The organism is Massilia sp. BGA-UO-ETr-WB1 (assembly GCF_059567845.1).
In genome coordinates, this window is record NZ_JCAQOT010000027.1 from 984,652 (window position 1) to 997,570 (window position 12,919).

The following is a 12,919-nucleotide window of genomic DNA, read 5'->3' on the forward strand; positions in this document are numbered from 1 at the left end:
TACCAGAGCGCTTGCCACATCGGCGCCCGGCTATGTATCAGCTTAGCGAAGGATATGCGGGGCAGGCTGTCACAACCGGCGCCCGCCTGCGTCTAATCGGCGACAAGCTGGTGTCGTCACTAGCGACTGGCCGCGCGGCGGCTCAAGTCTGCGCGGCGGCCAGGAACTGGTGGATCTGCGCCACCACCGCCGCGCCCTCCCCCACCGCCGCGGCCACCCGCTTGGTGGAGCCGGCGCGCACGTCGCCGATGGCGAACACGCCGGGAACGCTGGTCTGCAAAGGCAGCGCGGCATTGAAGCCGGTGCGGATGAAGCCGTGGCCGTCGACTTCCACGCCGCAGCCGCCCAGCCAGCCGGTGTTGGGGTCCGCGCCGATGAACAGGAACACCCGGCAGGTGTCGCAATCGATTTCCTCGCCGCTGCGCGAATTGCGTATCCGCACCTGCTTCAAGCCGTCGTCGTCGCCTTCCAGCGCCACGATTTCCGAATGCGTGTGCAGTTCGATGTTGGGCGTGGCCGAGATGCGCTCGATCAGGTAGCTGGACATGGTGGACGCCAGGCTGCCCTTGCGGATCAGGACGTGCACCTTGGCGGCATGGCCCGCCAGGAACACCGCCGCCTGGCCGGCCGAATTGCCGCCGCCGACCAGCACCACCTCTTCCGCCTTGCACAGCTGTGCCTCCACCGGCGAGGCCCAGTAGTACACGCCCTTGCCCTCGAACTGCTTCAGGTTGGCCAGCGACGGGCGCCGGTAGCGGGCGCCGCACGACAGCACCACGGCGCGCGCCTTGAGCAGCGCCAGGCTGCCGCACATTTCAACCTGCAAGGGATAGCCGGCGCAATCCAGGCGGCCCGCCGGCGCGGGGATGGCGATCTCCACCCCGAACTTCTCCGCCTGCACGTAGGCGCGGCCGGTCAGCGCGCCGCCCGAAATCCCGGTCGGGAAGCCGAGGTAGTTTTCGATGCGCGCGCTGGCGCCGGCCTGGCCACCGTAGGCGCGCGTTTCGAGCGCCAGCACCGACAAGCCTTCCGACGCCGCGTACACCGCCGTCGCCAGTCCGGCCGGCCCGGCGCCGACCACGATCACGTCCCACAGCTTGTCCTCACTCAGCGGGCGCAGCATGCCGATGCAGCGGCCCAGTTCCACGATCGAGGGGTTCTTCTTCAGCCCCACGCCGGGGCACACCACCAGCGGCCATTCCTCCGGCGCCGGCTGGTGCTGCGCCGCCAGCGCGATGGCGCGCGGGTCGGTGAGCGGGTCCAGCACCGTGTAGGGATGGGCGTTGGCGGTTAAAAAACTCTCCAGCGCATGCACCCGGCCATGGCCGCGCGGGGCGATGATGACCGGGCCGCCGGAATTCTGTTCGATCAGGGACACGGTGCGCAGTATCAGCGCCCGTATGATGCGTTCGCTCAGGTCGGTGCTGGCGACCAGCAGCGCGCGCAGCGCCTCGGCGGGCAGCAGCAGCACCCGCACTTCGCCGGCGGCGATGCCGTTGGCCATGGCCGGCCGGCAGGACAGCTCGCCCACCTCGCCGGTGAACTGGCCCGGATGCAGGGTGGCGATCCGGGCGCAGGTGTCGAAGCCGTTGTGGCGGTACACCGCGATGCTGCCCGCCAGTACGAACATGATGCCCGGGGTGGGCTTGCCGGCCTCGAACAGCACCTCGCCGCCCCGGTACACGCGCTCCTCGCCGAAGCGGCTCACGTGGCGGATATCCGCCTCGCTCAGCACCGGGAAGATCTGGTGGCGGCGCCGTTCCAGCTCCGGGGTCGGAAGCGGCGGCTGTTCGGATGGCGAGGCGGTCATGATGCTCTCCCTATTTCTTGTCCGGCTCCGGCTTGGGCTCGGGGGCCGGGGGCGGGGGCGGGGCCGGTTCGGTTGCGGGCGGTTCGGCCGGGGTGCTGTCGTCGAACTGCGGAATCTGGAAGTCCGGTTCCGCGCCCTGCCCGGTGTCCCCGGCGGGCCGTTCGATAATCAGGTCGCCCGATCCGGTGGTGCCGGGCGTGCCTTTATCCAGGAACATGGTCACGGTTTGCGGGAACGCCGCCACCAGCAGCACCATCACCATCTGCAGCGCCACCCACGGCAAGGCGCCCCAGTAGATGTCGGAGCTCTTGACTTCCTTGGGCGCCACGCCGCGCAGGTAGAACAGCGCGAAGCCGAACGGCGGGTGCATGAAGGAGGTCTGCATGTTCACGCACAGCATCACGCCGAACCACACCAGCGCGGCCGAGGCGGCGGCTTCCGGGCTGCCCATCATCGGCTCCAGCTCGGGCGCAAGGATCTTCTGCGCCACCGGCGCCAGCATCGGCACCACGATGAAGGCGATCTCGAAGAAGTCGAGGAAGAAGGCCAGGAAGAACACGAACAGGTTGACCACCAGCAGGAAGCCGATCCAGCCGCCGGGGATGCCGGTGAACAGGTGCTCGACCCACACGCCGCCGTCCACGCCCTGGAACACCACCGAGAAGCAGGTGGAGCCGATCAGGATGAACACCACCATCGCGGTCAGGCGCATGGTGGACTGGTAGCTCAGCTTGATCAGGTCGCGCAGCGGCTTGATGCGGCTGGCGCGCACGATCATCCAGATCACGGTGATGTACAGCACCGCCAGCGCGGCCTGCACGAAGGGCTTGGCGGGTTGCGCCAGGCCGGTCAGTTTTTCATAGTAGAAGGCGCCGATCACGCCGGCCAGCACCATGGCGGCCATGCCGACGCGGAACACCATCCTGTCGCGCAGGTTGAATTCCGGATGCCGGATCACGGCCAGGATCACCGCGCCCAGCGCGCCCATGGCGCCCGATTCGGTCGGCGTGGCGATGCCCAGCATCATGGTGCCCAGCACCATGAAGATCAGCACGGCGGCCGGGATGATGCCGCGCAGGCACTGGCGCCACAAGGCCCAGCCTTCCAGCGTCTTTTCGTCGCGCGGGGCGGCCGGCAGCCACTCGGGACGCACGCGCGACAGCACGAAGGTGTACAGCGCGAACAGGCCAATCTGCACCAGCGACGGGCCCCAGGCGCCCAGGTACATGCTGCCCACGTCGGCGCTGGCGGTCTGGGTTTTCAGTTGGTCGGCCAGCACCACCAGCACCAGCGACGGCGGCACCAGCTGCGTGATGGTGCCGGAGGCGGCCAGCACGCCGGTGGCGTAGCGCATGTGGTAGCCGTAGCGCATCATCACCGGCAGCGAAATCATGGCCATGGCGATCACCTGTGCCGCCACCGTGCCGGTGATGGCGCCCAGGATGAAGCCGACGATGATGACCGAGTAGCCCAGGCCGCCGCGCATCTTGCCGAACAGCTGGCCCATGGAGTCCAGCATGTCCTCGGCCAGGCGGCACTTCTCCAGCACCGCGCCCATGAAGGTAAAGAACGGTATCGCCAGCAGCAAATCGTTGGCCAGCACGCTGCCGAAGATACGCTGCGGCACGGCCTGCATGAAGGACACGCCGAAGAAGCCCTGCCACATGGCGATCAGGCCGAAGAACAGGCCCACGGCCAGCAGCGAGAACGCCACCGGGAAGCCGACCAGCATAAACAGCACCAGGCCGCCGAACATCAGCGGCGGCATTATTTCGAGCGGAATCATTGCACTGGCCTTTCGTACTTGCTGTCCAGGTGAGCTTTGCCGGCCAGTGCGGCAATGCGTTTAATCAGTTCGGCCACGCCTTGCAGCGTGAGCAGCGCGAAGCCGAGGGGGACGATAATCTTGATGGGGTAGCGCGGCAGGCCGCCGGAGTTGCTCGATTGCTCCAGCACTTCCCACGAGGGCATGAACAGCGAATACCAGGACAGCCAGGCGAACAGCACGCAGGCAGGGAACAGGAAGAAGATGATGCCGAACACGTCGATCCACAGTTGCTTGCGCTCGGACACGTGGCCGTAGACCAGGTCCACGCGCACGTGCTCGTTGCGCTGGAACGTGTAGCTGGCGCCCAGCATGACGGCGGCGCCGAACAGGTACCACTGCAGTTCCAGCAGCCAGTTGTTGCTCCAGTCGAAGCCGTAGCGGATCATGGCGTTGCTGGCGCTGATCACGCATGAGGCCAATATCATCAAGTTGGCCAGTTGCCCGCAGCGGTAGCCGATCTTGTCGAGCCAGTGCGAGAGGCGGAGTAATCCTTGCATGTACTAATGTCTCCTGTGCCGTTTTGGTGCAAGGTGATTGCCCCATCCGGTCGTTGTGAAAATAAAAGGATTGTTGCAAGGATAGTACATCAATATTCACCCGCTGGTAACCGCCCCGGGGCATGGTTTGCCTATGGAAAAGTGGGCAGGCGGCGGCCCGCGCGCCGCCCGGCCGCAGGGCGCCGGCAAAACCGCCGGCGCCAGGGCGCTGGAAGGCGGCGCAAAAGTGTTGCAAGATGGCACGCCTGCCGCCCGATTTCGACGTCCCGGCGGCGGCGCCGGGCGGCGCCGCAGAGAAACCAGCGGTATTGCTTGCGCTGTGTTACTGTGTCGACACGGCAATCGTTCGGCCGCCTCTGCTACCCACCTAGTTAACGACTGGAATCAGGAATCCTGACATGTCCGGTCTTAACGACCCCATACAAAACCATTTGCTGTCCGCTTTGCCCGAGGCGGATTTTGCGCGCCTGGCGCCCCACCTGGAACTGGTCGCCATGCGGCTGGGCGAGGTGCTGTACGAATCCGGCGGCAAGCTCGCGCACGTGTATTTCCCCACCACCGCCATCATCTCGCTGCATTACCTGCTGGAGAACGGCGGTTCGTCGGAAATCGCCGGCGTCGGCAACGAGGGCGTGCTGGGCATCGCCCTGTTCATGGGTGGCGACTCCACCCCCAGCCGCGCCGTGGTGCAGACCGGCGGCCACGGCTACCGGCTGCGCTCCGACATCCTGCAGGCCGAATTCAACCGCGCCGGCCCGACCATGCGCCTGCTGCTGCGCTATACCCAGGCGCTGCTGACGCAAATGTCGCAAACGGCCGTGTGCAACCGGCACCACACCCTGCACCAGCAGCTGTGCCGCTGGCTGCTGCTGACGCTGGACCGCCTGGGCGACAAGGAGCTGACCATGACCCAGGAGCTGATCGCCGGCATGCTGGGCGTGCGCCGCGAAGGCGTCACCGAGGCGGCCGGCCGCCTGCAAGGCTTCGGCTATATCAGCTACCGGCGCGGCCACATCACCGTGCTCGACCGGGCCGGCCTCGAGGCCGACGTGTGCGAGTGCTACAACGTGGTCAAGAACGAGTTCGCGCGCCTGCTGTCCGACGTGCGCCAGAACCGGGAATGAACATGGTTCCCAAACAGAAAACCCCGACCGAGCGCCTGCTGCTGGCCGGCTTCGGCATCACGCTGGTGCTGCTGCTGGCCACCTTCGCCATGGCGCGCAACGGCCGGCTCGACCCGGCCGCCAGCCTCGGCCTGGCGGGCAACATCGCGCTCGCCGCCGCCCTGTTCCTGGCCGGCATCTACCTGCGCATCATGTGGATGATGCGTAACCGCAGCGCGGTGCTGCACGGCCAGCAGCAGCTGCTCAAGGCGGACGCGCTGCAGCACGCCATCTTCAACAGCGCCAACTTTTCCAGCATCGCCACCGATACCAACGGCGTGATCCAGCTGTTCAATGTGGGCGCCGAGCGCATGCTGGGCTACCGGGCGGCGGACGTGGTCAACCGCATCACCCCGGCCGGCATCTCCGACGCCGACGAACTGGTGGCGCGCGCAGCCTCGCTGAGCGAGGAGCTGGGCACCGTCATCACGCCCGGCTTCGAGGCACTGGTGTTCAAGGCCTCGCGCGGCATCGAGGACATTTACGAGCTGACCTACATCCGCAAGGACGGCAGCCGCCTGCCCGCCATCGTCTCGGTGAGCCCGCTGCGCGACGGGCGCGAGCACGTCATCGGCTACTTGCTGATGGGTACCGACAACACGGCCCGCAAGCAGGCCGAGGCGGTCCAGTCCGTGCTCGACCGGCGCCTGCGCGACCAGCAGCAGGCGCTGCAGGAAAGCAATGTCGAGCTCGAGCAGGCGCGCGCCACGGCCGACAAGGCCAACCGCGCCAAGTCCGAGTTCCTGTCGAGCATGAGCCACGAGCTGCGCACGCCGCTCAACGCCGTGCTGGGTTTCGCGCAGCTGATGGCGTCGGAAAAGCCGCCGCCGCCTTTGCGCCAGCAGCGCTCGCTCGACCAGATCATGAAGGCGGGCTGGTATCTGCTGCGCCTGATCAACGAGATCCTCGACCTGGCCATGATCGAGTCCGGCCGCGTCACCATGTCGCGCGAGTCGATGGGCCTGGTCGACGTGCTGCGCGACTGCCACGCCATGGTGGCGCCGCTGGCCGAGAAGCGCGGCATCACCATGTACTTCCCTGACCAGGACCGGGCGCTGTTCGTGCACGCCGACCGCACCCGCGTCAAGCAAGTGATGATCAACCTGCTGTCGAACGCCATCAAGTACAACCGCCATGGCGGCAGCGTCACGGTGCGCTGCGCCAGCGTGGCCGGCGTGGTGCGCGTGAGCGTGGACGACACCGGGCACGGCCTGACGCCGGCCCAGCTGGGCCAGCTGTTCCAGCCCTTCAACCGGCTGGGGCAGGACGAGAACGGCGAGGAAGGCACCGGCATCGGCCTGGTGGTGACGCGCCAGCTCATCGAGCTGATGAACGGGCGCATTGGCGTGGACAGCGAACCGGGCGTGGGCACCTCGTTCTGGATCGAGCTGCAAGCCAGCAGCGAGCCCATGCTGGACGTGGAAAGCTATGTGCCGCTGCCGGCCGACGCGCCGGCTTTGGTGTCGGCCTGCCCGCGCACGCTGCTGTACGTGGAGGACAACCCCGCCAACCTCATCCTGGTCGAACAACTGGTGGCGCGGCGCGGCGACCTCACGCTGCTGACCGCCATCGACGGCAGCCTGGGCCTGCAGCTGGCGCGTACCTGTTTGCCGGACGTGATCCTGATGGACATCAACCTGCCCGGCATCAGCGGCTTCGGCTGCCTGAAGATCCTGCAGACCGAAACGGCCACCGCGAGCATCCCGGTGGTGGCGCTATCGGCCAACGCGGTCCCGCGCGACATCGAGCGCGGCCTGCAAGCCGGCTTCTTCCGCTATCTGACCAAGCCGATCAATGTTGTCGAGTTCATGGAAACGCTGGATATCGCGCTGCAGCACAGCCAGGACAACAAGCTGGACAACAAGTTGAACACGCAGTTGAACACTAAGGTAGAACATCATGATTGAAGCATCCGCCATACTCAACGCCCGCATCCTGATCGTCGACGACCAGGAGGCCAACGTCATGCTGCTGGAGCAGATACTGGACAACGCCGGCTATAGGAACGTCACCTCCTGCACCGATCCCTTCACGGTGCGCGCCTTGCACCTCGAGCATTCCTACGACCTGATCCTGCTCGACCTGCAGATGCCGGGCCTGGACGGTTTCGGCGTCATGGCCGGGCTGCAGGACATCGAGCCGGACAGCTACGTGCCGGTGCTGGTCGTCACCGCCCAGCCGGACCACAAGCTGCGCGCGCTGCAGGCCGGCGCGCGCGACTTCGTCAGCAAGCCCTACGAACTGGTGGAACTGGAAACGCGCATCCGCAACATGCTGGAACTGCGCCTGCTGCACCAGCGCCTGAACCGCTACAACCAGCAGCTCGAGTTCACCGTGCTGGAGCGCACCGCGGAACTGCGCGCCAGCGAGGCCCGCTTCCAGCGCTTCACCGAACTGTCGTCGGACTGGTACTGGGAACAGGACGCCGACGGCGCGCTGGCCTGCAGTTCGGGCGGCGCGGCCGGCATGCTGGGGCTGGAACAGGCGCCGGGCCAGCCGATGGGCGACTGGGACGCCGCCGAACGCGCCGCGCTGGAGGCCAACATCGCCGAGCGCAAGCCCTTCCTCGACCTGATCTGCAGCCGCTGCACGGCGCACGGCGCCATGCAGTACGTTGAAGTGAGCGGCGAGCCGATGTTCGACGCCGGCGGCCGCTTCAGCGGCTACCGCGGCGTGGGGCGCGACATCACCCACCTGCTGTCCGCCTTGCCGCAGCGGCTGGCGCCGGCCAGCAACTGAGCCAGCTCGGCGGCCGGCAGCGGCCGGCTGAAGTAGTAGCCTTGCACGTGGCCGCAGCGCTCGCGGCGCAGGAAGGCCAGCTGCTGTTCGGTTTCCACGCCTTCCGCGATCACGCCCAGCTTCATGCTGTGCGCCAGGGCGATGATGGCGCTGGCGATGGCCGCGTCGCCCGCCTCGGTGGTGATGTCGTGCACGAAGGCGCGGTCTATCTTCAACGAATGGATGGGAAAGCGCTTCAGGTAGGCCAGGCTCGAATAGCCGCTGCCGAAGTCGTCGATCGACAGCTTCACCCCCATCTCGCTGAGCTGCTCCATGATCAGGGTGGCCGCGTCGGGATGCTCCATCAGCACGCTTTCCGTGATCTCCAGCTCCAGCCGCGCCGGCGCGCAGCCGCTGTCGTGCAGGGCCCGCACCACGCTGTGCACCAGGTCGTGCTGCTTGAACTGGCGCGCCGACAGGTTGACCGCCATGCGCAAGTCGCCCAGTCCCGCGTCGCGCCAGGCTGCCTGCTGGGCGCAGGCGGCGCGCAGCACCCATTCGCCCAACGGGACGATAAGGCCGGTTTCCTCGGCCACCGGGATGAACTCGGCCGGCGCCACCAGGCCGTGCCCGGGACGGCGCCAGCGCACCAGCGCCTCGACCCCGTCGACGGCGCCGCTGGCCAGGTTCAGCTGCGGCTGGTAATGCAGCTCGAACTCGTCGCGCTCGACCGCGTGGCGCAGCGCCGCCTCCATCTTGATGCGGTCCAGCGTGCGCAGGTTCATGTCGGCCGCGTAGAACTGGAACTGGGCGCCGCCCAGCTTTTTCGCGCTGTACATGGCCGCGTCCGCGTTCTTGAGCAGGGCCTGGCTGTCGGCGCCGTCCCTGGGATAGAGGCTGATGCCGAAGCTGGCCACCGGCGTGATCTCGTGCCCGAACACGGACATCGGCTGCGCCAGCGCGTCGGCCAGCTTCTGCGCCACCGCGGCCACCTCCTCGCCGCGCGCCACGTCGGCCAGCAGCACAACGAATTCGTCGCCGCCCAGGCGCGCCACGGTGTCGCCGCTGCGCACGCAGGCCGACAGCCGCGCCGCCACTTCGGCCAGCACCTGGTCGCCGGCGTCATGGCCCAGGCTGTCGTTGATGTTCTTGAAGCGGTCCAGGTCGAGGAACAGCACCGCCACCCAACGGCTGGCGCGGCGCGCATAGGTCACCGCCTGCGTCAGGCGGTCCAGCAGCAGCGTCCGGTTGGCCAGGCCGGTCAGCGCGTCGTGGTTGGCCAGCTGCGTGAGCTCCTGCTCGTAGCGCTTGCGCTGCGCCACGTCCTCGATCACGCCCATCAGCGTGACGCCGTCCTGCTCGGTGTACATGCGCGAATAGGTGGCCTGCACCCACACCAGCTGGCCCGCCTTGTGGCGGTAACGCAGTTCGCGGCAGTGGCTGTCGCAGTCGCCGGCCAGCAGGGCTTGCAGCGCCGCCGTCTCGGCCGCGCGCTCCTCGGGCGGCAGCACGTCGCACAGCGTCATGCCGGCCAGTTCGGTCTCCGAATAGCCCAGCAGCGCCTGCAGCTTGAAGTTGGCGCGCAGCCAGCGCCCGTCCTGCGCGAGCTGGGCCAGTCCCACGGCCGCCTGCCCGAACGCGGCCCGGAAGCGCGCTTCGCTGGCGCGCAGCTGGGCGCGCGCCTGCAACGGCGCGGTGACGTCCTCCAGCACCAGCAGCAGCATGCGCTGGCCGTCCAGCGGCACGCGCGTAAGATTGCAGCGCAGGTGCCGCAGCGGCTGGTCGTCCGGCCCGGCGGAGATCACCAGCTCGTGGCGGTAGTCCGGATTGGCCAGGCCGGCGGCGATGCAGCTCCTGAGCTGCGGCTGCGGCGCGAACGCCGCGTACGGCTGCCCCGCCGCGTCGCCGCCGTCCAGCGACAGCAAGGCGCGCCAGGCCCGGTTAAGGGTGCGCACGGTGCCGTTGGCGCAGACCGCCATCACCCCGGCCGGCATGGCGTCGATCACCTGCTCGGAGTAGGTCTTTAGCCTTAGCAACTCATGCTCGCCGGAGCGGATGTAGGTGTCGAGCGCCAGGCCGAGGTCGAAACACACCACTTTCAGCAGCGCCTCGTAGGTCTGCCACGCGAGCTCGGGCTGCCCGGCCAGCACCTCGCGCAGTACCCCGCCGATGGCGGCCAGATACTTGCGGTAGGCGCCGATATACCATTGCGGCGCCAGGCCTACGCGGCGGTGCACGAGCCCCACCCGGACCCTGTCGCGCACGTAGCCGTCGTCGATGGGGGCGCCCGACAGGCTGGCGAAATAGTCCGCCTGCGCCCGCCGCAGCCGATCGAAGCGGCCGCCCTCCGCCAGCAGCCCGGCCAGCGCAGGGACGCCTTGCAGGTGCCGGTAAAAGGCGTCGACGACGGGGCCGACGCGCTGCTGCAGCCGTTCGTGCACCTGCAACAGCAGGGCTGTGTCCTCGGGGCCAAACTCCAGGAAGGCCAGCCGCTGGCGCACTTCCTCCATACCCGGCATCATGCCCTCGGCCTGCAGGCCGGTCTGTTCGGACATCGCTTGATTCATCTGCTGACTATTCCTGTTGTTCGATCATCCACTGTAATGCCGCCCCGAGCCTGATAACCTTGATGTGGATCAAATTGCATCAGGAAAGCCACTCTGGAGCAGTTGCGCCAGCGCCGCCGCCGGCAGCGGCTTGCCGAATAAATAGCCCTGGTAGGACTGGCAGCCCAGCTGGCCCAGCAAGGCGCACTGCGCATCGCTCTCCACGCCCTCGGCGATCACGTCCAGCTTCAGGCTGCGCGCCATGGCGATGATGGTCAGCACGATGGCCTGGTCGTTGGCGTCGTTGACCAGGTCGCGCACGAAAGACTGGTCGATCTTCAGCTGGTCCAGCGGCAGGCGTTTCAGGTATTGCAGCGAGGAGTAGCCGGTGCCGAAATCGTCCAGCGAGAAGCGCACGCCGAGCTGGCGCAGCGCCTGCATGCTGGCGACGGTCTCGTCCATGTTGTCCAGCAGGATGCCCTCGGTCAGCTCCAGTTTCAGCAGGCCGGGGTCGATGCCGTAGCGTTGCACCGCGGAGCAAACCTGCTCGCGGAAGCCGCTCTGGTGAAACTGGCGCGCACTGACGTTGATTGCCAGGGGCAGCGCGCGCATGGCCGGCTCGGCACGCCAGGCGCGCAGCTGGGCGCAAGCGCTTTCCAGCACCCACTGGCCCAACTGCAATATCAAGCCGGTTTCCTCGGCCAGCGGTATGAAGCGCGCCGGGGAGACCGCGCTGCCGTCCGGCTGCATCCACCGTATCAGCGCCTCGGCGCCGACCGGGCGCTGCAAACAGTCCACCTGCACCTGGTAGTACAGCTCGAACTGCTGGGTGTCGATGGCGTGGCGCAGCTCGTTCTCCAGCCGGGCGCGCTCGCTGATGCTGTCCTGCATGCTCTGGTCGAAAAAGCGCATGCCGTTGCGGCCCGCCTGCTTGGCCTGGTACATGGCGATGTCGGCCTGCGCCAGCACTTCGTCGGCCTGCGAATGCATGCCCGCGTGGAACAGCGTGATGCCGATGCTGGGCGTGCTGCGGCACTGGTGCGTACCCAGCATGTAGGGGCGGTTCAGCGCCGCCAGGATCTTGCCGGCCAAGGCCCGGCTCTGGGCGGCCGCCTCGGGCGCCTGTTCACCCAGACCCTCCACCAGCACCACGAACTCGTCGCCGCCCAGGCGCGCCACGGTGTCGCCCTGGCGCAGGCAGGCGTGCAGGCGGGTGGCAACTTGCTGCAGCAGCAGGTCGCCGGTGCTGTGGCCCAGCGTTTCATTGAGCGTCTTGAAGTCGTCCAGGTCGATGATCATCAATGCGCCGTGGTGGCCGCTGGTGCCGGCGGCCGGCAGCGCCTGCGCCAGCCGTTCCAGCAGCATCCTGCGGTTCGGCAAATGGGTGAGCGGATCGTAGAAGGCCAGGTTCTTGATCTGGTCGCTGGCCGCCTTGCTCAGCGTGATGTCGTTCAGCGAAGCCACGTAATGCGTGACCGCGCCGCCGCCGTCGCGCACGGCGGCGATGTTGAGCAGTTCCGGATACACCTCGCCGTTCTTGCGGCGGTTCCAGATCTCGCCCTGCCAGCGGCCGTTGGCGCCGATGGCGGCCCACATGGCGCGGTAGTAGGCCGCGTCGTGCCGGCCCGAGCTGAGCATGCCCGGTGTCCGTCCCACCGCTTCGGCGCTGCTGTAGCCGGTGATGCGGGTGAAGGAGGCGTTCACCTGCAGGATGACGCCGTCGGCGTCGGTCACCATCATGCCTTCCGGGGAATCGAAGGCGATGGCGGCGATGCGCAGGCCGGACTCGGCCCGGCGCCGTTCGGTGATGTCGGTATGCGCCACGACGGCGCCGCGCCAGTCCGCGTCCAGCGGCGTGACCGACATGCCGAACCAGCGTTCGCCATCCTCGGTGGGCAGTGCATACTCCATCTGGAAACGCGCCGTGTTGCCGGCCAGCACCGCCGCGATGCCGTCGCGCGCCTGCATGGCCTCGCCGCCCTGGCGGCACGCGGCCAGGTAGTTGGCGCCGACGGCGCCGGCCGGCTCGGCGCCGCGCGCGCCGTGCTCGGCGGCGAAGCGGCGCCAGGCGCGGTTGACCGCGAGTATGCTGCCGTCCGGCCCGAGCACGGCGATCTCGTCCGGCAACGCGTCCAGTACTGCGCTGGCCGCCAGGCTAGAGGCGGTGGAATAACTGTCGTTCATGGGGCCTCGCTAATTACTTCGGGGAAATTAACGCAAGAATACTGATGTTGGGCAATAAAAAAATTGACCCAAATCAAAATTTCCGCGCTCTCTGGCATGCTTCCGCCACGCAGCACAGTGAAATCTTTGATATGGATCAAAGGCAGCAAACGGGACGCTTGCTATCCTGCGGA

8 protein-coding genes are annotated in these 12,919 nt (G+C 67.5%); 3 read left to right on the top strand and 5 right to left on the bottom strand.

Features of this window, described 5'->3' with window-relative positions; genetic code table 11:
- Window positions 1-142 precede the first annotated feature (142 nt).
- Genes AC56DV_RS31165 through AC56DV_RS31175 form a run of 3 tightly spaced genes read right to left on the bottom strand, consistent with a single transcriptional unit; the run spans window position 143 to window position 4,135 of the window.
- Complete coding sequence (locus tag AC56DV_RS31165) at window positions 143-1,810, bottom strand: FAD-dependent oxidoreductase (RefSeq protein ID WP_496318072.1); 1,668 nt, start codon at window positions 1,808-1,810, stop codon at window positions 143-145.
- A 10-nt stretch (window positions 1,811-1,820) separates the two neighbouring features.
- On the bottom strand, window positions 1,821-3,596 hold the full coding sequence (locus AC56DV_RS31170; RefSeq protein WP_496318073.1) for a TRAP transporter large permease: 1,776 nt from the start codon (window positions 3,594-3,596) through the stop codon (window positions 1,821-1,823).
- Complete coding sequence (locus AC56DV_RS31175; protein WP_496318074.1) at window positions 3,593-4,135, bottom strand: TRAP transporter small permease subunit; 543 nt, start codon at window positions 4,133-4,135, stop codon at window positions 3,593-3,595. Before AC56DV_RS31175 ends, AC56DV_RS31170 begins: the two co-directional genes overlap by 4 nt.
- A 398-nt stretch (window positions 4,136-4,533) precedes the next feature.
- Between AC56DV_RS31175 and AC56DV_RS31180 the strand changes: the two genes are divergently transcribed.
- The 3 genes from AC56DV_RS31180 to AC56DV_RS31190 all read left to right on the top strand — a co-directional run bounded on the left by AC56DV_RS31180 (window position 4,534) and on the right by AC56DV_RS31190 (window position 8,037).
- Window positions 4,534-5,259, top strand: a complete 726-nt coding sequence (locus AC56DV_RS31180; protein ID WP_496318075.1) for a Crp/Fnr family transcriptional regulator — start codon at window positions 4,534-4,536, stop codon at window positions 5,257-5,259.
- 191 nt (window positions 5,260-5,450) lie between these two features.
- Window positions 5,451-7,205 (top strand): hybrid sensor histidine kinase/response regulator, encoded by a 1,755-nt coding sequence (locus AC56DV_RS31185; RefSeq protein ID WP_496318511.1) that lies wholly within the window; start codon window positions 5,451-5,453, stop codon window positions 7,203-7,205.
- Window positions 7,198-8,037 (top strand): response regulator, encoded by an 840-nt coding sequence (locus tag AC56DV_RS31190; protein ID WP_496318076.1) that lies wholly within the window; start codon window positions 7,198-7,200, stop codon window positions 8,035-8,037. Before AC56DV_RS31185 ends, AC56DV_RS31190 begins: the two co-directional genes overlap by 8 nt.
- Here the strand turns inward: AC56DV_RS31190 and AC56DV_RS31195 are convergent.
- The gene (locus tag AC56DV_RS31195; RefSeq protein WP_496318077.1) at window positions 7,962-10,583 is read right to left on the bottom strand and encodes an EAL domain-containing protein; all 2,622 of its coding nucleotides are present in this window, start codon (window positions 10,581-10,583) and stop codon (window positions 7,962-7,964) included. The two genes, AC56DV_RS31190 and AC56DV_RS31195, sit on opposite strands and share 76 nt — an antisense overlap.
- A 69-nt stretch (window positions 10,584-10,652) precedes the next feature.
- The gene (locus tag AC56DV_RS31200; RefSeq protein ID WP_496318078.1) at window positions 10,653-12,746 is read right to left on the bottom strand and encodes a putative bifunctional diguanylate cyclase/phosphodiesterase; all 2,094 of its coding nucleotides are present in this window, start codon (window positions 12,744-12,746) and stop codon (window positions 10,653-10,655) included.
- Between the last annotated feature and the right edge of the window lie 173 nt (window positions 12,747-12,919).